The organism is Pseudomonas sp. CFBP 8770, assembly GCF_014841705.1.
In the GTDB taxonomy this organism is placed as follows: Bacteria; Pseudomonadota; Gammaproteobacteria; order Pseudomonadales; family Pseudomonadaceae; genus Aquipseudomonas.
Genome location: NZ_JACYUL010000001.1, coordinates 344,511 through 364,397, shown reverse-complemented (window position 1 = coordinate 364,397; position 19,887 = coordinate 344,511). Strand labels below are relative to the sequence as shown.

Here is a 19,887-nt window from a genome sequence, read left to right as displayed (position 1 = left end):
CTGTCCGCTTACGAAAGGCTGGACAGGTAGTCTTCGAAACCAAACTCACGAACCACCTCGACTGTACCGTCGAGTTGTTTCACTACGATGGACGGCATCTTCAAGCCGTTGAACCAGTTCTTCTTGACCATGGTGTAGCCCGCCGCATCGATGAATGACAGGCGATCACCGATGGCCAACGGGCGCTCGAAGGGGTATTCGCCGAAAATATCCCCAGCCAGGCAGGATTTTCCGCACACCATGTAGGTGTGCTCGCCGCTGCTGGGCGCCAGCTTCGCATTGAGCCGGTAGATCAGCAGGTCGAGCATGTGCGCCTCGATCGAGCTGTCGACCACGGCCAGTTGCTTGCCGTTGTAGAGGGTGTCGAGCACGGTGACTTCCAGCGAGGCACTGTTGGTGATCGCCGCCTCGCCAGGCTCCAGGTAGACCTGCACGCCGTACTTCTGCGAAAAGGCCTTGAGCCGGGCGCAGAATTCGTCAAGTGCGTAGCCTTCGCCGGTGAAATGAATGCCGCCACCGAGGCTGACCCACTCGACCTTGTGCAGCAGATGACCGAAACGTTCTTCAATGGTCCCCAGCATCTGGTCGAACAGGGCGAAATCACCGTTCTCGCAGTTGTTGTGAAACATGAAGCCGGAGATCTGCTCGATCACTGTCTCGACCTTGGCCGGGTCCCATTCGCCCAGACGGCTGAACGGACGCGCCGGGTCGGCCAGCAGGTAGTCGGAGCTGCTCACCTGCGGGTTGACCCGCAGGCCGCGGGTCTTGCCTTGGGACGCCTGGGCGAAACGCTGCAGTTGGCCGATCGAGTTGAAGATGATCTTGTCGCAGTTGGCGAGCATCTCCTCGATCTCGTTGTCGGCCCAGGCCACGCTGTAGGCGTGGGTTTCGCCGGCGAACTTCTGCCGACCCAGCTTGAGCTCGTACAGCGACGACGACGTGGTGCCGTCCATGTACTGCTCCATCAGGTCGAACACCGACCAGGTGGCGAAGCACTTGAGCGCCAGCAACGCCTTGGCCCCGGAGTGTTCACGCACGTAGGCGATCTTTTCCAGGTTGCCCAAGAGCTTCTGTTTGTCGATGAGGTAATACGGCGTGTTGATCATTTCGAGGCCCCAGGCATGGCCAGCCAAAAAAAGGACCCGCATTGTGCCCGCAGTTACCCCGGACCGAAAGAGCAGCCGACCAGTTTCCAACCGCACCCACCGCCGACGCGGCTTGCGCCGCTGCTACGGGGACGGTGCATTCCTGCGGATACTCTGTGGGAGCGGTCTGTGGCCGCGAATCGGACACCGCGGAGCATCAGGCACACCGCAATCACCGCCGACGCGGCTTGCGCCGCTGCTACAGGGACGGTGCATCCTTTCTGATACTCTGTAGGAGCGGTCTGTGACCGCGAATCGGACACCGCGGAACATCAGGCACACCGCACCCACCGCCGACGCGGCTTGCGCCGCTGCTACAGAGCCGCACGAGCCGGGTTCAGCGAACCTTGCGGCGGGCCAGAAAGCCGCCGACCAGGCCGGTCGCGCAGCCGATCAGCAGGCCACCGACGTGCGCGCCATTGGCGATTTCGCCGAAGCCCAGCACGCTGACCAGCCCGCTCATGCACAGCGCCAGCCACACCAGCATCATCACCAGCACGCCGCGCGGCAGGCGGTAGATCGGGTTGGGCGCAAGCCACTGGTACAGCCAGCAGTGCCCCAGCAAGCCATACAGCACCCCCGACAACCCGCCGAACAGACTGGGCCCGCTGACCAGGTACTGAACCACGTTGGAGACCAGACTGAAAGACAGGGTGAGGCCGATCAGATTGATGCGCCCCTGCAGTGCCTCGATGCGTCGCCCAAGCTCCCAGTACCACAAGGCGTTCATCGCCAGATGCAGCAAGCCGAAATGAATCAGCATGGGGCTGAACAGCCGCCACCATTGGCCACTGGCCAAGGTATCGGCCAGAGGCGTGAAATAAATGTATTCACCGTTGACCTGAAAATCGAGAAAGGTCAGCCAGCGCAGGTTGCCCAGGTTCTCGCCTAGAAGCGTCAACCCCGCCACCACCAGACAGGCCAGCAGCACCAGGGCAGTGGCAGGGCTGGCCTTGAGCTGCTGGGCGAAACCCGGACCGCGCACCGGCGCATGCCGCGCCATCAATTCAGGATCGACCTCGGCACTGCCCTCAGGGTAGCGCTGGTACAGCTCGCGAACATCCTGCGCCAGACGCTCGTCGGGTACCCATAACACCTGGCTGCCCTGCTCCTCGCTGACGCGATGGGGCACCTTCAAACGCCGCAGAAGACCCACGAAGCCACTCAAGTCGGCGTTCAGTGGCAGACGCAATACAGCAATGGCACTCATCAAAACGCCTCCGGGCGCTCGACATCGACCCACGCGAACTTGCGCGGATCGATGCGGGTTTCCTGATCCAGGCGGTACGCCACCAGTTTGCCGTACAGCACCGCGCTGTAGTCCAGGCAGGCCAGGTTCGGGCGTATCGCCGCCGGTCGCCCGCTGCGCCAGTAGTGACCGACGAACAGCAACGGCTCATCGACCCCGTAACGCAGCAGAGCGCTTTTCTGTTCCTGACTCAATGGCGCGCAGGCCACATCGTCAGGCAATGCATCGGGCTGGAATACCACGTCGCCATAGGTTTGCGGGTCGTCTTCCCAGAACTTGGTGCGAAAGAACGCGCGGCTCAGGCCATCGGCGCCCGTCAAGGTCAGGCCGTCGGGCAGGCGCATGTCAGTGCCGCGCAACAGTCGATCGAAGACCTGGCAGGCAAAACTGCCCTTGACCGCAGACGCCTGGAGAAAATGGGCGTCGATGCAGCCATCCGGGTGCTGGCGGCGCAAAGGTTCGATCAGGCCAGCATCCCAGCACGCGTGCACCAGGCGAAAGCGCTCGGCATCGAGGAACAGCGGCAACTCGTAGAACCAGCCGAGGAAATCGTGCCAGTCACCGGGGTGGTGGACGAACTGGTCCAGCGTCGCCTGCAGCAGGCGCTCGTGCCGCGGCACGTGCTCGCGCACGTACTGCTTGCCGCTGCCGGGCAATGCAGGGGTGCTCCAGCCCAACGCATTGAACTCGTGATTGCCCATGATGCAGCGCGCCTGGTCGGCCTCGACCATGTCGTGGACGATGTGCAGCGCCTCGCGGATGCGCGGCCCGCGGTCAATGATGTCGCCAAGGAACAGCGCCTGGCGCGAGGCATGCCGCCATACGCCGCCCTGCTTGTGATAGCCCAGCCGGTCGAGCAGATGTTCGAGGGTATGCGCGCAGCCGTGCACATCGCCGATCAGGTCATAACTTCGCGCCGGGTCAAGCATCAATCGCCTCCGGTATTGCCGAGCCGGCTGCCCCAGCCGAGTTTGGTCCGGCACACTTCGTAGTAGTTGTGATCCAGGGGGTGGATCAGGCGCAGTTTCTGCGATTTCTTGCGCACCGTGACGGTGTCGCCCGGGGCGCAGGTGAAATGGTTCTGGCCATCGCATGAGACCTGCGGGTAGATCTGCATATTCTTTGAGACAACGATTTTCATCTCGCTGTTGCCATCGACGACGATCGGCCGCCCCGACAGGGTGTGCGGGTACATGGGTACGATCACGATGGCATCGAGCTTGGGATGCATGATCGGCCCGCCGGCCGACAATGCGTAGGCGGTGGAGCCGGTCGGCGTGGCCAGGATCAGGCCGTCGGCCTTCTGGCTGCAAACGAACTGGCCGTCGATGTAGATTTCGAACTCGATCATGCGGGTCGACTTGCCGGGGTGCAGCACCACGTCGTTGAGCGCGTCGCCCTGGCCGATGGCCTCGCCATGGCGGCGAACCTCGGCCTCGAGCAGAAAACGGTTTTCGACCAGGTAGTGACCATCGAGCACCTCGGCCACCTTGACCTCGAGCTCGTCGGGGCGGATGTCGGTAAGAAACCCCAGGCTGCCGCGGTTGATGCCCAGCACCGGCGTATTGTGTCGCGCCAGCGCCCGCGCTGCACCCAGCAGGCTGCCGTCGCCGCCGACCACGATGACCAGGTCACAGACTTCGCCCAGCATCTTGCGCGATGACGTCTGCAGGTTGTGCCCCGGCAGCACTTCGGCGATCGTGTCCTCGAGAATGACATGCATGTGCCTGTCCAGCAGGAAGCGCTTGAGGCGGCGAATGGTATCGAGCACCTGCGAGCTGCCGAGGCGGCCGATGATACCGATGTTGCGAAATTGCTCCATGAGGCTCCTGCTTGGGTCTGGTCTGGCTATCGGGATGCGCCAGGCACATTCCACAACGCTGTCGCGCAACCGTCGATTGCGGACACAAATACGGACCTGGATTATGGAGTAAAGCCGTTGCTGCACAAAACCCTTTCCACCACCGCGCCATTGACCGGGACCGTCCCATGAATCCATTCGCCGCCCTTGCCGACTTCCCGCGCCGCCTGCGCCAGCCCCAGGTGCGCGACCTGGCGTGGGTGATCCTCGCCCCGCCCCTGCTGCACACGGCGCCCTGGCAGCAACGTCATCCACTGGCAGGCAGCACCTGGGCCGAACAGCCGGAGCACCTGCAGGCGTGGCTGCAGGGTCTGGACAACGCCAGCCAACCGCTGCTCGACTGGCTGGCGCAGGCCCCTACCCGGCGTCTGGGCCTGTACTACGAGCGCCTCTGGCAGTTCGCCCTGCAGCAGGCTCCCGGTATCGAGCCACTGGCGGCCAACCTGCCGATCCGCCGTGACAAGCACACCCTGGGCGAACTCGACATGGTGATCCGCGACCGTGATGGGGTGCATCATCTGGAACTGGCGATCAAGCTCTACCTGGGCCCGGTGGCCGCCGACGGTCGCGATGTTTTCCAGTGGCTGGGCCCCAACAGCCAGGATCGGCTGGGTCGCAAGCTGACTCACCTGACCGAGCACCAGTTGCCCATCTCCACCTCCAGCGAGGGTCGCGAGGCCATGCTGGCGCTGGGCATCGAGCAGTTCGACGCGCACCTGTGGCTCGGCGGCTACCTGTTCTACCCTTGGCCCGGCCAGGCCCATGCCCCCGAGCATGCCCACCCTGATCATCTGCGCGGACGCTGGGTGCATCAGCGCGACTGGCCGATTTTCGTCGAGCAACGCCCGGACGGGCGCTGGCAGCCGTTGCCGCGCGATGCCTGGCTGGCGCCGGCTCGCCTCGCCGCAGCGGACGCCTGGGCACCCGACCAGCTCAAGGCCTGGATGCAGCAACTGGACCCGCTCGCCGCGGCGCAGATGCTCGTGCGTTTGACCCGCGACGACCACGGCGACTGGCAGGAAGCCGAACGGGTTTTCCTGGTCGCCGATGCCTGGCCGGCCCTGCCGGGCGTATGAATCGCAGGGGCGGCTAAAGATGTCCATGGCCGGCCCGATACCCTGTGCATGACCGCCCGAGTAGTCACCCGATGAACTGGAGAAACACCCACGCCCGCTATGGCAGCCTGTCCATTGCCCTGCACTGGTCGATGCTGGTCCTGCTGGCCGCCACCTATGCCTGCATCGAGCTGCGTGGCCAGTTCGTCAGAGGCAGTGGCGCACGCGCGCTGATCGTGCAGTTCCACTTCATGCTGGGCCTGAGCGTGGGGCTGCTGGTCTGGCTGCGTCTGCTGGTGCGCAGCCTGGGTGTCACACCGCGCATCGTGCCGCCGCTGCCGGTGTGGCAGACGCGTCTGGCGAGCCTGATGCACGCCGCACTCTACGCACTGATGATCGGCCTGCCGCTGCTGGGCTGGCTGATCCTCAGCGCACAGAACAGGTCCGTATCGTTCTGGGGCATCGAACTGCCCCACCTGATCGCCGAGGACCGCGACCTCGGCGGACGCTTGCAGGAATGGCACATGAGCATTGCCGGCTGGGGCTATTGGTTGATCGGCCTGCACGGCGTGCTGGGCCTGGCCCACCATTACCTGCGCCAAGACAACACCCTGCGACGCATGCTGCCGCATCGCGACTGACCGTTCAGGCGGCGGCGCGCCATCCCTGCAGGCCGCCGGTGTGTACGAACACCAGACGACAACCTGGCCGCAGCGAGCCTGCCGCACAGGCATCGCGCAAGGCCCACAACGCCTTGGCCGTGTATATCGGCTCCAACGGGATGCCCGACTCGGCTTCGCAGGCGTGCATGAACGCGAGCAGTTCGCTGTCCATCCTGGCAAAGCCGCCACGACTGGCGTCGATCAAGCTGTGACCCTGGTCGCCACACAGTGCGCTCACCTGCTCGTTCACGCCATGCTTCGGCCCTACCGCCACCGCCCCGTACACCCAGCGGCGGCCGACTTCGGCGAGGACCAGGCCGGCCAATGTCGTACCGGTACCCACGGCCAGCCACCAGCCATCGAAGTCGTCCCACCCAATGTCTGCGAGCTGCGCCTGTACCTGCGGAGGCAGGACCGCGCAGCCCTTGGCCCCCAGCAGCCCACCGCCGCCCTCGGGTACCGGCAGCAGATCGGGGTAGCGCGCCTGCCAGGGGACCCAGAAATCGTCCCGGTGGCGCTGGCGATAGCCTTCGTAGCCCAACCAGTGCAGCTGCATTCCCCATCGTTGCAGGTCGGTCACGGTCGGTGTGACCTGAGCATGGCCGCGCAGCAGCCCGACCGTATGCAGGCCCAGGCGCTTGCCGGCGGCGGCCAGGGCATGCAGGTGATTGGAATGGGCGCCGCCCAGGCTGATGATGCCGCTGCAGCCACTGACCTGGGCGGCCAGCAGGTGATGTTGCAACTTGAATGCCTTGTTGCCGCTGATGAGCGGATCAACGAGGTCCAGGCGCAGCACGGCAGCCTCGACGCCGGCCGCGCCGAGCCAGGAAAGTCGCAAGGGTTGCAGCGGTGCACGCGGTAGATCGAGAAGCATGGATGCCTGACCAGCCGAAGAAAAGAAAAGGCGACGCAGCGGCGGATTCTACAGCACCGCCGCCAGGCGCGAGCCTTGATCGATCGCGCGTTTGGCGTCCAGTTCGACGGCCACGTCGGCGCCGCCGATGAGGTGCACGCGCTGCCCGGCTTCGCGCAGCCCCTGCTCCAGCTCGCGCAACGGATCCTGCCCTGCGCAGATCACCACATTGTCCACTGGCAGCAGCCGCGGCTCGCCACCGCCGACCCGAACGTGCAGGCCGTCGTCGTCGATCTTCAGGTACTCGACGTTGTTGACCATGCGCACGCCCTTGTTCTTCAGACCGGCGCGATGGATCCAGCCGGTGGTCTTGCCCAGGCCGTCGCCCACCTTGCCGGCCTTGCGCTGCAGCAGATACACCTCGCGCGCCGGTGCATGGCTCTGCGCGGCAACACCGGCCACGCCGCCGCGGGCCTGCAGGGTCAGATCGATGCCCCACTCCTTCCAGAACGCCTCGCGATCCAGGCTGGTGAACGGTCCTTGATGGACCAGGAATTCGCTGACATCGAAGCCGATGCCACCGGCACCCATCACCGCCACACGGAGGCCCACGGGCTGCCTCTCGAGCAGCACGTCGAGGTAGCCGAGCACCATGGGGTGGTCGATACCCGGGATGTCGGGCAGCCGCGGGGCAATCCCGGTCGCCAGTACGATCTCGTCGAAACCGCCGTTCACCAGCGCGGCAACATCGACCCGCGCACCCAGGCGCACGTCGACGCCGAGGCGCGCCAGCCGACGGTCGAAATAACGCAGGGTTTCGTTGAATTCTTCCTTGCCGGGAATGCGCTTGGCCACGTTGAACTGACCGCCGATTTCATCGCGCGAATCGAACAGGGTCACTGCATGACCGCGCTCGGCTGCCACGGTCGCTGCAGCCAGCCCGGCCGGCCCGGCGCCGACCACGGCAATCCTGCGCACCTGAGTCACGGGCAGGTAATTGAGCTCGGTCTCATGGCAGGCACGCGGGTTGACCAGGCAACTGGTCAATTTGCCGGCGAAGGTGTGATCCAGACAGGCCTGATTGCAGGCAATGCAGGTGTTGATCTCGTCGCCGCGATTGGCCGCGGCCTTGTTGATGAATTCGGGGTCGGCCAAGAACGGCCGGGCCATCGAAACCATGTCCGCGTCGCCCTCGGCGAGGATGCGTTCCGCCACCTCCGGGGTGTTGATGCGATTGGTGGTGATCAACGGCAGGCGCACGGCCGTGCGCAGCTTGGCGGTGACCTTGCTGAACGCCGCACGTGGCACCTTGGTGGCGATGGTTGGAATGCGCGCTTCGTGCCAGCCGATGCCCGTGTTGATCAAGGTGGCGCCGGCAGCCTCGATGGCTTGCGCCAGCTCGACCACTTCCTCCCAGATGCTGCCGCCTTCTATCAAGTCAAGCATCGACAGGCGAAAGATGATGATGAACTCGCGCCCGACCGCTTGCCGCACCTGACCGACGATCTCCACCGCCAGGCGCATGCGATTGGCGTAGCTGCCGCCCCAGCGATCGCTGCGCTGGTTGCTGTGAGCCGCCAGGAACTGGTTGATGAAGTAGCCTTCCGAGCCCATGATTTCAACGCCGTCGTAGCCGGCCGACTGCGCCAGTCGGGCACAGCCGACGAAATCGGCGATCTGTTTCTGAATGCCCTCCTCGTCCAGTTCCAGAGGCTTGAACGGGTTGATCGGCGCCTGAATGGCGCTGGGCGCCACCAGCCTGGGGCTGTAGGCGTAACGACCGGCATGCAGTATCTGCAGGCAGATCTTGCCGCCCGCCGCGTGCACCGCCTGGGTGACGATTTCATGCCGCTGGGCTTCTTCGGGCGTACTCAACTTCGCCGCCCCGGCATACACCCCGCCCTCTTCGTTCGGGGCGATGCCGCCGGTGACGATCAGACCGACCCCGCCCCGCGCACGCTCGGCAAAGTACGCCGCCATGCGCTCGAAGCCACCGGGCTTTTCTTCGAGGCCGGTGTGCATCGAGCCCATCAAGCTGCGGTTGCGCAAAGTGGTGAAGCCCAGGTCCAGCGGTGCCAGCAGATGAGGGTAGGAAGCAGCGGCCATGGGAACTCCACAGGCGGGATCACGGAAAAGTGCCAAGCCTCTTTCGGCGGGCTCGGTCACGGGTAGGGTCAAACAGTAGACACCCGAGCCGCGCGCCTCAATGACCCGAAATGACAAGTCATTGATCATGCCGCACGCGACGTCTACCCTAGTGCGGATTCACGAACAGGAGCTGGTTGTTGTCCCTCATGCGCAAAATCCTGATGTCCGTGGTTGCCCTGCTTTGCCTCGCGGCGTTGAGTACCTACGCGCTGTGGACGACCCAGCGCCCCGCCGGGCACTACTTGTCCGACCTGCGCATCGAGCTCGATGGGGTAGACGGCGTCCCTTCCGAGCGCGGCAACCTGTTGGGAATCCAGCCCGAACTGTTCCCTGCGGACTACCAGAGCGTCGAGCGCCTGCGCCTGAAACTGGCCGGATACCTGCAACATGCCCGGGACGCAGGCTTGATCGGTAGCAAGACCATCGTGGTCTTGCCCGAGCACATCGGCACCTGGTTGTGGGCGGTGGGCGAGAAGAACGAGTTCTACCAGGTCGTGCAGCGTCACGATGCCGAACAATGGCTGGCCGCCAGTAATCCATTGCGCCTGCTTGGCGGCTGGGCCATGGCCCAGGGCGAAGACCGCTTTGCCGACGCCTACCTGCGCATGAAGGCCGCGAGCATGGCCGAGCAGTACCAGCAGCTGTTTGGCGGACTCGCCAGGCAGTTCGGCGTGACCTTGGTGGCAGGCTCGATCATTCTGCCCAAACCCTCGGTCGTTGATGGTCGCCTGCGCACCGACAACGGCCCGCTGTACAACACCAGCGTCGTGTTCGCTGCCGATGGCTCCATCCTGGGTCAGCCACAGCTCCAGCATTTCACCAGCCATCCCACTCGCCGCTACGTGCAACCCCTGGGCGATGTACCGTTCAACGTGTTCGACACCCCTGCAGGCAAACTGGCCGTGCTGATCGGCACCGACAGCTGGCATCCGGCGAGTCACGCACAGTTGCGCCAGCAAGACGTGCAGTTGCTCGCAGTGCCCGCTTCGGTGCTCGGTCGTGGGCGCTGGTCCGAACCCTGGCGCGGCTTTCGCATTGACCCAACGCCAGGCGATGCCGCCCTGCTGCCCGGCGAGGTCAGCGAGGCACAGGCCTGGCAACGGCTGGTCGCAGAGAGCGCGCCGCTCGCGAGCATGACCGTGTTCATGGGCGGGCACTTCTGGAATCAGTTCTACGAAGGGCACAGCTTTGCCCGCCAGCGCGAGCGTTTCGGCCAGGTCGGCGACGGGCGTGGTGCGCGGCTGATCAATCTATGGCTGTAGGCGCGTGAGCGGCCAGCGCATCAAACTCGGTGACCTGTCGGTCGGCTTCGCGCACAGCCTGGCGCAGGCGGTGCGCAGCCACGGCCACGACCCATTGCCACTGTTGGCGCAGTATGGGTTGGAGCCAAGCCGGCTCAACGTTGCCGGAGCGCGACTAAGCATCGCGCGTTATATGCGCCTGGGCCATGCGGCGATCGCGCTTACCGGCGACCCGGCGCTGGGACTGCGCATCGGCCAGGCCAGCCGCCTGAGCCAGGCAGGCCTGGCCGGCGTCACGGCCGCTCAGGCACCGACGGTGCGCGAGGCGGCGCGCACGCTGATTCGTTTCGAACGCCTGTACGCCGCCAACTATCGTGGGCAATCGAGTTTTCACGAAGACCGCGAAGGCGCCTGGCTGCGGTTCTATTCGATCAGCCCCTACAACGCCTACAACCGTTTTGTGGTGGACTCGCTGCTGACCGGCTGGCTGCAGCAACTGAGTGCACTTGCCGGCCAGACCGTGATTGCACAGCGGATGGAAATCGAATTCGACCCGCCTGGCTACGCGGCGCACTACCCGGCGCATACCGCCTTCAATTGCGAGCACAATCAACTGCGTCTGACCCACGCCAGCCTGAACCTGCGCAACCCCGAGCACTGCCCAAGCACCTGGCAGCATTTGTTGCAGCTGTGCGAACAGGAACTGGAGCGGCTGACGCGCGTGCGCAGCGTCGGTGAGCGGGTCACACAACTACTGGGCTCATTGCTCAACGGCGGACGCGAGCCGACGCTGGACGAAATCGCTGCCTGCCTGAAGATGCCGGCCTGGACCTTGCGGCGCAAGCTGACCCATGAGGGCACGCAGTTCCGCTCGATTCTCAACGACACCCGCCGTGACCTGGCACAGACCTACATCCGCGATACCGAACTTGCGTTCGGCGAAATAGCCTATCTGCTGGGATTCACGTCGGCCGAGGCGTTCCAGCGTGCCTTCAAGCGCTGGTGCGCCATGACGCCCGGCGAGTACCGCCGCGCGAGCCGTCAGTGACCCAAGCGCACCCGCTCAAGGCTGCGAAACGGGCGCCTCTACAGCGGGCGCCTGCGGTACCACTTCAGGCGTAGCCTCAGTGGCCTCGGGAACCGGGATGACTTCTATGGGTGCCGGTTGTGCCGGGGGCGCGACAGGCTGCGAAGCCTCCTGCTCGGGCACCGCCTCTGCCTGCTGCACCTGGGCGGCGGCTGGAGTCGGCTGAACCAGCGGCGCGGCCACCGGCACGACTGGCTTCGCAGTCGCAGCTGCCGTAGATGCAGTCGGAGCCGCAAGTGGCGCAGGCGCCGTGTCCGGCACACCCAGCTCTTCCTTTGCCGGCGGGGTCGATACGGTCTTTTTCGCCGACACCGGCATGAAGCTTTCTACCAAAGAGAAATAGCGGTCATAGAATTTATCCGACGCCACTGTTTCACTGGCCACCTTGACCATGGAATCGTCGGTGGAACCGATTGGCATGGAGACCGAACCCAACACCCCCACGCCCACGCTCGCCGAGTTGTTGACCTTCTTCAGCGCATAGCGATCCTGCAGGGCATTGGCGAACAGCGTAGAGCTGTGCTCGCTGCTGGCATCGGCGACGCAGACCACGTTGAAACTGATCTCCAGGTGGCTCTCGCCGGTCTGCTGGAAGCTCTTGTGCCCACTGACCTGGCGCGGATCGTTGCTGGTGATGATGTAGCCCTGGCTGAGCAATGCTCGGCGCGCGGCTTCACAGGAGGCGATATCGCTGACCGGGTAGTTGCGAGAAAACGTACCGGAATCGGCAAAGTTCTCGTGTTCGTAGATGGCGGTCTTGGGGGAAGAACACCCTGCCAGGCTTAGCCATGCAAGAGCCAGCATGGCACCTGAAAGGTGACGCCCGTAACGGAATGAAAATGACATTGTGGGTCCTGGAAAACGGTCTGCGGCTATTGTGCAACAGAACACGCAAACACGGCGCAGGAAATGCCGCTCAATCAGGACACTCGGTAATACGTGATGTTTCCGTATTTGACGCCGTGTCGCCAAGGCGTGTTACTTCGCCACTGGCTGCTGGGGTGCGGCAACAGTGGTATTCGGATCAGTGGATGCGGTCGCAAGCGTTGCACGTTGCTCCGCCCGGGCCTTGGCGCGCAGCTGCTTGCGCCAACGTTGCTTGCTGCTCAGCGCGATATACCAACCGAACAATGGGCCGATCAGCATGCCTGCCAGCACTCCCGCCAGCACGAACACCGACACCGGCAACGACGGGCTGGACCACCCAAGAGCGCTCAACGCAACGGCCTGTTGGTTCTCCAGTACGAACACCAGCACGACAGCAGCGACTGCCAGGAAAATCAGCACCAGCAGCAACTTCTTGAGATTACGCAAAGCCTTCTCCTTCAACGTCGATCAAGCGAGTTCTTCGTCTTCGTTCACCCGGTCGCGCAATTCCTTGCCCGGCTTGAAATGCGGAACGAACTTGCCATCCAGGCTCACCGACTGACCCGTCTTCGGATTGCGCCCGACCCGCGGTGCGCGATAGTGCAGGGAAAAGCTGCCGAAACCGCGGATCTCGATCCTGTCACCTGTGGCCAGGCACTGCGACATTTGCTCGAGCATGGTCTTGATGGCCAATTCCACATCCTTGGATGAAAGTAGACCTTGATGGGTGACAATACGTTCGATCAATTCCGACTTCGTCATATTTTTCCCTTCTTTATCAAGCAGCTAGATCAGTGCTTAGAAGGTTTTAGCATGGCTTGGCAGATTTGAACAGCCCGACTCTTGACTTCTTGAAAATGAGTTGTCTGCGCACTATTTGAACGCAGTGCTCTTGCGGCATTTGACGATCATGCTGCGCGTGGAATAACCGGCGGGGTTGAGACCGAATACATAGTCGTCCGGTTCTTCCTTGACGTCGCTGGACTTGGCAAGGGTGCGATAACCGGCAGGGCCGCAGGCCGATTCGGCTTCTTTCTCACACTGGGCCCAGGACGAGGTCAGCCCGGAGCAATTGATGTGCAATCCACGACTGCCGCGCTTGCCGTGGGAAGTCGAGGTGGCAGCGCAGGCGGTCACCAGCAGCAATGCTGCGATGAGCAGGGTAAATTTCATGACTCGGGCCTTGTCTACTTCTTGGAGGGACACGGGTTCAAGGGGCAGGACTTCAGGGGCGACATCGAAATCGACAGTCAGCCACACGCCACCTACCCTATCCAAGTAGGTCGCCGATTGCCAATTTACTTCAGGCGGGTGTCAGTAAGGTGACGGGAAAGTTTGTAACCATTCGTATGTCACTTCGCGGCCATGCATCAGCCCGGACCGCACAAGATCTTCAGTGGCTGCTCAACCCTGATCATTGCAGCGCACGAACATGGTTCGACTGGCCATGCCCGGATTCCAGCCAAGGAAGCCATCCTCTGGTTCTTCCTTGATATCCGAGGTCTTTGCCAAGACCTTGTAGCCGGTCGCCCGGCAGGCGTGCTGCGCCTTGTCATAGCACTTGCCCCAGGACGAGCCCAGGCCACTGCAATTGATCTGCAATGCCTGCATGCCCCGATAATCCCGTTTGACCACCGAGGTGGTGGAGCACGCGGACGTCAAACCAACTACTACGAACAGGACTGCGGTTACTACGGTTTTCATCCCTGGAGATCCTTAGGTATTCACTTGTACCTTTGAGCATCCAAGGCCGTGGTTAGTTCGGCCTCCGCTATTTTCAGCCCCGGCGTGGTACAAATCGCAGGCATAAAAAAGGGCGACCGAAGTCGCCCTTTTTCTACAGGTCAAACAGAACTTAGTTCTGCTTTTCCATCTGAGCACGCAGCAGGTCGCCCAGAGTGGTCGGACCGGCAGCGATATCCGAAGTGGCTGGCTTCTCGCGCAGGCTCTGGATAGCTTCTTTCTCGTCTTCAACGTCTTTCGATTTGATCGACAGTTGGATGACGCGGGACTTGCGGTCGACGCTGATGATCTTGGCTTCGACTTCTTCGCCTTCCTTCAGAACGTTGCGCGCGTCTTCAACGCGGTCACGGCTGATTTCGGAAGCTTTCAAAGTGGCTTCGATGTCGTCGGCCAGGGTGATTACAGCGCCCTTGGCGTCAACTTCCTTGACGATACCGCGAACGATAGCGCCTTTGTCATTGACAGCAACGTAGTTGGAGAACGGATCGTCTTCCAGCTGCTTGATGCCCAGGGAGATGCGCTCGCGCTCTGGATCTACCGACAGGATGACGGTGTCGAGCTCGTCGCCCTTCTTGAAACGACGTACGGCTTCTTCGCCCACTTCGTTCCAGGAGATGTCGGACAGGTGAACCAAGCCGTCGATGCCGCCGTCCAGACCAATGAAGATACCGAAATCGGTGATCGACTTGATGGTGCCGGAGATCTTGTCACCCTTGTTGAACTGGCCAGAGAAGTCTTCCCACGGGTTCGACTTGCACTGCTTGATGCCCAGGGAGATACGACGACGCTCTTCGTCGATGTCCAGAACCATGACTTCCACTTCGTCGCCGACTTGTACGACTTTCGAAGGGTGGATGTTCTTGTTGGTCCAGTCCATTTCGGAAACGTGTACCAGGCCTTCCACGCCTTCTTCCAGCTCTGCGAAGCAGCCGTAGTCGGTCAGGTTGGTAACGCGCGCCATGACGCGGGTGCTCTCTGGGTAACGTGCCTTGATGGCAACCCATGGATCTTCGCCCAGCTGCTTCAAGCCCAGGGAAACACGGTTGCGCTCGCGGTCGTACTTCAGGACCTTGACATCGATCTCGTCGCCAACGTTGACGATTTCCGATGGATGCTTGATGCGCTTCCAGGCCATGTCGGTGATGTGCAGCAGGCCATCGACGCCACCCAGATCGACGAATGCGCCGTAATCCGTGAGGTTCTTGACGATACCCTTGACTTGCTGACCTTCCTGCAGGGATTCCAGCAGAGCTTCGCGCTCGGCGGAGTTCTCGGCTTCCAGGACACTACGACGGGAAACGACAACGTTGTTGCGCTTCTGGTCCAGCTTGATGACCTTGAACTCGAGCTCTTTACCTTCCAGGTGGGTGGTGTCGCGCACAGGGCGGACATCGACCAGGGAACCAGGCAGGAACGCACGGATGCCGTTAACGTCGACAGTGAAGCCGCCCTTAACCTTACCGTTGATAACGCCCTTGACCACTTCCTCGGCGGCGAAAGCTGCTTCCAGAACGATCCAGCACTCGGCACGCTTGGCTTTTTCGCGGGACAGCTTGGTTTCGCCAAAGCCGTCTTCTACCGCGTCCAGCGCAACGTGAACTTCGTCACCGACCTTGATGGTCAGTTCGCCAGCGTCGTTGTAGAACTGCTCGAGCGGGATGACACCCTCGGACTTCAGGCCGGCGTGGACAGTAACCCAGTCACCGTCGATATCGACAACGATACCGGTGATGATTGCGCCTGGCTGAAGATTGAGAGTTTTTAGGCTTTCTTCAAAGAGTTCTGCAAAGCTTTCGCTCATTTTAATTCCTGTAGATTTGGGCGAAACATACGCCCATCAGCCACGCTCCAGACAACGTGGGTTTCGTTCAAGTAAAAGAAAGCCACCGGGATGTTGACTGGGTTCCCGTATGGCTTCTTCGTCACCCGGCGATGTCGCGTAGTGCGATCTCGCTCATGATGCGTTCCAACACCTGCTCGATGGACAACTCCGTGGAATCCAGCTGTATGGCATCGGCCGCCGGCTTGAGCGGGGCCACTGCGCGCTGGGTGTCACGCTCATCGCGTGCACGTATCTCATCTAGCAGACTCGACAGACTAACATCGTTGCCCGCAGCCTTCAACTGCAAGTAACGTCTGCGGGCACGTTCCTCGGCGCTGGCGGTGAGAAACACCTTCAGCGCCGCGTCGGGGAACACCACCGTGCCCATGTCGCGACCGTCGGCCACCAGGCCCGGCGACTCCTGGAATGCCCGCTGGCGCTGCAACAGCGCGTCGCGCACCGCCGGCAGCGCCGCGACCTGAGAGGCACCGGCACCGACCTGTTCGTTGCGGATGTCGCGGGTGACGTCGTCGCCTTCCAGCACGATGCGCTGCGGCTGGCCATCGGCGGCGGCAATGAACTGCACATCGAGGTGCGCCGCCATCACCATCAGCGACGCTTCGTTGCTCAGGTCGACCCCATGGTTGCGTGCCGCGTAGGCCAGCAAGCGATACAACGCGCCTGAATCGAGCAGCTTCCAGCCCAGGCGCTTGGCGAGGATACCGGCAATGGTGCCCTTGCCCGAACCGCTCGGGCCGTCGATGGTGATGACCGGCGCCTGGTTCACGACGCGCCCTCTTCGGCCACGTTGATACCCACCTGGGCGCAGAGACCGAGGAAGTTGGGGAACGAGGTGGCGACGTTGGCACAGTCGTGGATGCGGATCGGCGCACTGGCGCGCAGCGAGGCAACGCTGAAGGCCATGGCGATGCGGTGATCGCCGTGGCCGTGGACTTCGCCGCCGCCCATGGCCGGCACGCCATGACCGACACCGTCGATGACGATGCCATCGGCAGTGGGCTCGCATTTCACACCAAGCGCCTGCAGGCCGTCAGCCATGACCTGGATACGGTCGGATTCCTTGACCCGCAGCTCTTCGGCACCGCGCAGCACGGTGCGTCCTTCGGCGCAGGCCGCGGCCACGAACAGCACCGGAAATTCGTCGATCGCCAGCGGCACCAACGCTTCGGGAATCTCGATACCCTTGAGGCGCGCCGCGCGCACGTGCAGGTCGGCAACCGGCTCGCCACCCACTTCACGCTGGTTCTCCAGGGTGATGTCGGCACCCATCAGGCGCAGGATATCGATGACACCGGTACGCGTCGGGTTGATGCCCACGTGCTCCAGGGTCAGGTCCGAGCCCTCGGCGATCGAGGCGGCCACCAGGAAGAATGCCGAGGACGAGATATCGCCGGGCACTTCGATGTGGGTCGCCTTTAGCGTGTGGCCGGACTCGACCGACGCTTGCGGGCCATTGACCTCCACCGGATAGCCGAAGCCGCGCAGCATCCGCTCGGTGTGGTCGCGGGTCGGTGCCGGCTCGGTGGTGGTGGTCTTGCCCTCGGCCCACAAGCCGGCCAGCAGCAGGCAGGATTTGACCTGTGCGGAAGCCATCGGCAGCGTGTAGTCGAGCGCCTTGAGCCGCTGCCCGCCGCGAATGACCATCGGCGGACGACCCTCGGCAGCCGTCTCGATGACCGCGCCCATTTCCCGCAGCGGGTTGGCCACGCGGTTCATCGGGCGCTTGGACAGCGAGGCATCGCCGGTCAGCGTTGTGTCGAAGCTCTGCGCCGCAAGAATACCGGCGAGCAGGCGCATCGAGGTCCCCGAGTTGCCCAGGTAGATAGGCCCCGGCGGCGCCTGCAATCCGTGCAGACCGACACCGTGGATGGTCACGCGGCCCTGGTTCGGGCCTTCGATGACCACGCCCATGTCACGGAAGGCCTGCAGGGTCGCCAGGGCGTCCTCGCCTTCGAGGAAGCCTTCGACTTCGGTAGTGCCCTCGGCCAGGGAGCCGAGCATGATCGAACGGTGCGAAATGGATTTGTCACCCGGTACGCGAATGCGGCCTTTAAGGCTGCCGCCGGGTTTGCCCAGGAAGATCAGGTCGTCGTTGGAGTTCATAGCGTCCACATAGGCCCGACGGGCCAGGATTTTACTGAAATGCTCGCGGGCTACCTTGGCGCGTGTGAACACGCCCAGCAGGTGATGCCCATCCCCTGCATCGACCGCGTCGCGCAAGGCGTCGAGGTCGCTGCGAAATGTATCGAGTGTGCGCAGTACAGCCTCGCGGTTGGCGAGGAAGATGTCGTGCCACATGACCGGGTCGCTGCCGGCGATCCTCGTGAAGTCACGGAACCCGCCAGCAGCGTAGCGGAAGATTTCCAGGTTTTCACTGCGCTTGGCCAGCGAATCGACCAGACCGAACGCCAGCAGGTGCGGCAGGTGGCTGGTGGCGGCAAGCACCTCGTCGTGGCGCTCGACCTGCATGTGCTCGACGTCCGCACCCAAGGCGCGCCACAGGCCATCGACGCGTTGCAGCGCATGGGGCGCGGTTTCGGCCAGCGGCGTGAGGATCACCTTGTGCCGCTTGAACAGCTCGGCATTGGCCGCCTCCACCCCGCTCTGCTCGGAACCGGCAATCGGATGGCCTGGGACGAAGCGTGAAAGGTCCCCGCCAAAGGCGTCGCGAAAGGCCCGCACCACATTGCCCTTGGCGCTGCCGACATCGGTGATCACGGCCTGGCCCAGGTCTAGCCGGGCCAGGGCCGCGAGCAGTTTTTCCATGCCCAGGATCGGCACCGCCAACTGGATCACGTCGGCGCCGACACAGGCACGGGCCAACTCCCCTTCGCAGCGGTCGACCACGCCCAACTCGACTGCCCGCAGGCAGGCGCGCGAATCGAGATCGACCCCCACCACTTCATCGGCCAAACCACTTTGCTTGATGCCCTTGGCGAACGAGCCGCCGATCAGTCCCAGCCCCACAACCACCAGGCGGCCTATTCTGGCAGTGCCCGGTTGCAATTGCGTGAACTCAGACACTGGCCAGCACCTGGCGCAACGCCTGCAGGAAACGGCTGTTTTCCGTGGCCAGGCCGATGGTCACGCGCAAGTGGTTGGGCATGCCATAGCCGGCCACCGGGCGCACGATCACACCTTCGCGCAGCAGGCCCTGATACACCGGCCCGGCAGCGCGCCCAACGTCCACGGCAATGAAGTTGCCCTTAGAGGGGATCCATTCCAGGCCCAGCTCGGCGAAACCTGCCTCCAGCTGCTGCATGCCGGCACTGTTGAGTTCGCGGCTGCGCTGCAGGTAGTCGGTGTCCGTCAGCGCCGCGCAGGCGGCAGCCAATGCCAGGCTGTTCACGTTGAACGGCTGGCGGACACGGTTGAGCACATCGGCAATGACCGGCGAAGACAAGCCATAGCCCACCCGCAGCGCGGCCAGGCCGTAGGCCTTGGAAAAAGTGCGCGAGACCAGCAGGTTCGGGTAGCGCGCCAGGTAGTCGAGGCCGTCGGGCAGCTCGCCACCGACGGCGTACTCGATATAGGCCTCGTCGAGCACCACGACCACGCTGGGCGGCACAGCAGCAAGGAAGTCTTCCAGCGCCTGCGGGCCGAACCAGGTGCCGGTCGGGTTGTTCGGGTTGGCCAGGAACACCACGCGGGTCTTGTCGTCGATCGCTGCCAGCATCGCTGGCAGGTCATGGCCGAACTGCCTGGCCGGGATGACCCGCGCACCTGCATTCACGGCCTGCACGACCAATGGATAGACGGCGAAGGCGTGCTGGCTGAACACCGCGTTCAAGCCAGGCGCCAGGTAGGCCCGCGCGACCAGTTCGAGAATGTCGTTGGAGCCGTTGCCCAGCGTCACCTGGTCGAGCTGTACGCGGCACTGCTGCGCCAGCAGGGTCTTGAGGTCGAAGCCATTGCCGTCGGGGTAGCGTGTGAGCTCGGCCAGTTCGCGCTCGATCGCGGCACGGCTCTTGGGGCTTGCACCCAACGGGTTCTCGTTGCTGGCCAACTTGATGATGTTGGCGGGATCCAGGTTCAGCTCTCTGGCCAGCTCATCCACCGGCTTGCCGGGAACGTAGGGGGACAGCTGCTGAACGCCGGTCTGGGCCAGGGCAAGGAAATCGGTCATGCGTACT

19 protein-coding genes are annotated in these 19,887 nt (G+C 63.3%); 4 read left to right on the top strand and 15 right to left on the bottom strand.

Features of this window, described 5'->3' with window-relative positions; translation table 11 throughout:
• Positions 1-8: 8 nt before the first annotated feature.
• From IFT98_RS01630 to IFT98_RS01615, 4 genes are all read right to left on the bottom strand, one after another.
• Positions 9-1,106 (bottom strand): carboxynorspermidine decarboxylase, encoded by a 1,098-nt coding sequence (locus IFT98_RS01630; protein WP_192049504.1) that lies wholly within the window; start codon positions 1,104-1,106, stop codon positions 9-11.
• A 376-nt stretch (positions 1,107-1,482) separates the two neighbouring features.
• Positions 1,483-2,355, bottom strand: coding sequence for a rhomboid family intramembrane serine protease (locus IFT98_RS01625; RefSeq protein WP_192049506.1), 873 nt, complete (start codon positions 2,353-2,355; stop codon positions 1,483-1,485).
• Complete coding sequence (locus IFT98_RS01620; protein ID WP_192049508.1) at positions 2,355-3,323, bottom strand: metallophosphoesterase; 969 nt, start codon at positions 3,321-3,323, stop codon at positions 2,355-2,357. Before IFT98_RS01620 ends, IFT98_RS01625 begins: the two co-directional genes overlap by 1 nt.
• Positions 3,323-4,216 carry an NAD(+) kinase gene (locus IFT98_RS01615; protein ID WP_122479037.1) on the bottom strand — a complete coding sequence of 298 codons (894 nt, stop codon included), beginning with the start codon at positions 4,214-4,216 and terminating at the stop codon, positions 3,323-3,325. The genes IFT98_RS01620 and IFT98_RS01615 overlap by 1 nt, the downstream gene beginning before the upstream one ends.
• Before the next feature lie 167 nt (positions 4,217-4,383).
• Between IFT98_RS01615 and IFT98_RS01610 the strand changes: the two genes are divergently transcribed.
• Together IFT98_RS01610 and IFT98_RS01605 are read left to right on the top strand one after the other, a co-directional pair.
• Entirely contained in the window at positions 4,384-5,331 is a 948-nt protein-coding gene (locus tag IFT98_RS01610; protein WP_192049509.1) for a DUF1853 family protein, read from the top strand.
• A 71-nt stretch (positions 5,332-5,402) separates the two neighbouring features.
• Complete coding sequence (locus IFT98_RS01605) at positions 5,403-5,951, top strand: cytochrome b (RefSeq protein ID WP_192049511.1); 549 nt, start codon at positions 5,403-5,405, stop codon at positions 5,949-5,951.
• Between the two features lie 4 nt (positions 5,952-5,955).
• On the opposite strand, the gene IFT98_RS01600 is transcribed toward IFT98_RS01605, so the two are convergent.
• Both IFT98_RS01600 and IFT98_RS01595 read right to left on the bottom strand, forming a co-directional pair.
• A complete protein-coding gene (locus IFT98_RS01600) occupies positions 5,956-6,846 on the bottom strand; it encodes a 1-aminocyclopropane-1-carboxylate deaminase/D-cysteine desulfhydrase (protein WP_192049513.1) in 891 nt (296 codons plus the stop codon).
• Positions 6,847-6,894: 48 nt separating this feature from the next.
• Entirely contained in the window at positions 6,895-8,931 is a 2,037-nt protein-coding gene (locus IFT98_RS01595) for an NADPH-dependent 2,4-dienoyl-CoA reductase (RefSeq protein WP_192049515.1), read from the bottom strand.
• A 188-nt stretch (positions 8,932-9,119) separates the two neighbouring features.
• Between IFT98_RS01595 and IFT98_RS01590 the strand changes: the two genes are divergently transcribed.
• Entirely contained in the window at positions 9,120-10,235 is a 1,116-nt protein-coding gene (locus IFT98_RS01590) for a nitrilase-related carbon-nitrogen hydrolase (protein ID WP_192049950.1), read from the top strand.
• Positions 10,236-10,239: 4 nt separating this feature from the next.
• Positions 10,240-11,262: an AraC family transcriptional regulator ligand-binding domain-containing protein gene (locus tag IFT98_RS01585; RefSeq protein WP_192049517.1), complete on the top strand. Its 1,023-nt coding sequence runs from the start codon at positions 10,240-10,242 to the stop codon at positions 11,260-11,262.
• A 15-nt stretch (positions 11,263-11,277) separates the two neighbouring features.
• Here IFT98_RS01585 and IFT98_RS01580 read toward each other — a convergent pair whose 3' ends face one another.
• The 9 genes from IFT98_RS01580 to hisC form a co-directional block, all read right to left on the bottom strand.
• The gene (locus tag IFT98_RS01580) at positions 11,278-12,147 is read right to left on the bottom strand and encodes a DUF2242 domain-containing protein (RefSeq protein ID WP_446730835.1); all 870 of its coding nucleotides are present in this window, start codon (positions 12,145-12,147) and stop codon (positions 11,278-11,280) included.
• 132 nt (positions 12,148-12,279) lie between these two features.
• On the bottom strand, positions 12,280-12,615 hold the full coding sequence (locus tag IFT98_RS01575) for a lipopolysaccharide assembly protein LapA domain-containing protein (RefSeq protein ID WP_192049540.1): 336 nt from the start codon (positions 12,613-12,615) through the stop codon (positions 12,280-12,282).
• 21 nt (positions 12,616-12,636) lie between these two features.
• Positions 12,637-12,930: an integration host factor subunit beta gene (gene ihfB / locus IFT98_RS01570; protein ID WP_043187734.1), complete on the bottom strand. Its 294-nt coding sequence runs from the start codon at positions 12,928-12,930 to the stop codon at positions 12,637-12,639.
• Positions 12,931-13,041: 111 nt separating this feature from the next.
• Entirely contained in the window at positions 13,042-13,341 is a 300-nt protein-coding gene (locus tag IFT98_RS01565; protein ID WP_122797396.1) for a hypothetical protein, read from the bottom strand.
• Positions 13,342-13,572: 231 nt separating this feature from the next.
• Positions 13,573-13,872 carry a hypothetical protein gene (locus tag IFT98_RS01560; RefSeq protein ID WP_192049542.1) on the bottom strand — a complete coding sequence of 100 codons (300 nt, stop codon included), beginning with the start codon at positions 13,870-13,872 and terminating at the stop codon, positions 13,573-13,575.
• 151 nt (positions 13,873-14,023) lie between these two features.
• Positions 14,024-15,712, bottom strand: coding sequence for a 30S ribosomal protein S1 (rpsA, locus tag IFT98_RS01555; RefSeq protein ID WP_192049544.1), 1,689 nt, complete (start codon positions 15,710-15,712; stop codon positions 14,024-14,026).
• 121 nt (positions 15,713-15,833) lie between these two features.
• Positions 15,834-16,520: a (d)CMP kinase gene (cmk, locus tag IFT98_RS01550; RefSeq protein WP_122713098.1), complete on the bottom strand. Its 687-nt coding sequence runs from the start codon at positions 16,518-16,520 to the stop codon at positions 15,834-15,836.
• A complete protein-coding gene (locus IFT98_RS01545; RefSeq protein ID WP_446730836.1) occupies positions 16,517-18,778 on the bottom strand; it encodes a bifunctional prephenate dehydrogenase/3-phosphoshikimate 1-carboxyvinyltransferase in 2,262 nt (753 codons plus the stop codon). Before IFT98_RS01545 ends, cmk begins: the two co-directional genes overlap by 4 nt.
• A complete protein-coding gene (hisC, locus tag IFT98_RS01540) occupies positions 18,771-19,880 on the bottom strand; it encodes a histidinol-phosphate transaminase (RefSeq protein ID WP_192049546.1) in 1,110 nt (369 codons plus the stop codon). The genes IFT98_RS01545 and hisC overlap by 8 nt, the downstream gene beginning before the upstream one ends.
• Between the last annotated feature and the right edge of the window lie 7 nt (positions 19,881-19,887).

What these genes read in the sequence shown, in the direction of transcription:
- IFT98_RS01560 (WP_192049542.1), bottom strand. Translation starts at nt 13,872, where the DNA reads ATGAAAACCGTAGTAACCGCAGTCCTGTTCGTAGTAGTTGGTTTGACG.
- IFT98_RS01595 (WP_192049515.1), bottom strand. Translation starts at nt 8,931, where the DNA reads ATGGCCGCTGCTTCCTACCCTCATCTGCTGGCACCGCTGGACCTGGGC.
- IFT98_RS01630 (WP_192049504.1), bottom strand. Translation starts at nt 1,106, where the DNA reads ATGATCAACACGCCGTATTACCTCATCGACAAACAGAAGCTCTTGGGC.
- IFT98_RS01605 (WP_192049511.1), top strand. Translation starts at nt 5,403, where the DNA reads ATGAACTGGAGAAACACCCACGCCCGCTATGGCAGCCTGTCCATTGCC.
- rpsA (WP_192049544.1), bottom strand. Translation starts at nt 15,712, where the DNA reads ATGAGCGAAAGCTTTGCAGAACTCTTTGAAGAAAGCCTAAAAACTCTC.
- IFT98_RS01625 (WP_192049506.1), bottom strand. Translation starts at nt 2,355, where the DNA reads ATGAGTGCCATTGCTGTATTGCGTCTGCCACTGAACGCCGACTTGAGT.
- ihfB (WP_043187734.1), bottom strand. Translation starts at nt 12,930, where the DNA reads ATGACGAAGTCGGAATTGATCGAACGTATTGTCACCCATCAAGGTCTA.
- IFT98_RS01615 (WP_122479037.1), bottom strand. Translation starts at nt 4,216, where the DNA reads ATGGAGCAATTTCGCAACATCGGTATCATCGGCCGCCTCGGCAGCTCG.
- IFT98_RS01565 (WP_122797396.1), bottom strand. Translation starts at nt 13,341, where the DNA reads ATGAAATTTACCCTGCTCATCGCAGCATTGCTGCTGGTGACCGCCTGC.
- IFT98_RS01620 (WP_192049508.1), bottom strand. Translation starts at nt 3,323, where the DNA reads ATGCTTGACCCGGCGCGAAGTTATGACCTGATCGGCGATGTGCACGGC.
- IFT98_RS01580 (WP_446730835.1), bottom strand. Translation starts at nt 12,147, where the DNA reads ATGTCATTTTCATTCCGTTACGGGCGTCACCTTTCAGGTGCCATGCTG.
- hisC (WP_192049546.1), bottom strand. Translation starts at nt 19,880, where the DNA reads ATGACCGATTTCCTTGCCCTGGCCCAGACCGGCGTTCAGCAGCTGTCC.
- IFT98_RS01610 (WP_192049509.1), top strand. Translation starts at nt 4,384, where the DNA reads ATGAATCCATTCGCCGCCCTTGCCGACTTCCCGCGCCGCCTGCGCCAG.
- IFT98_RS01590 (WP_192049950.1), top strand. Translation starts at nt 9,120, where the DNA reads ATGCGCAAAATCCTGATGTCCGTGGTTGCCCTGCTTTGCCTCGCGGCG.
- IFT98_RS01600 (WP_192049513.1), bottom strand. Translation starts at nt 6,846, where the DNA reads ATGCTTCTCGATCTACCGCGTGCACCGCTGCAACCCTTGCGACTTTCC.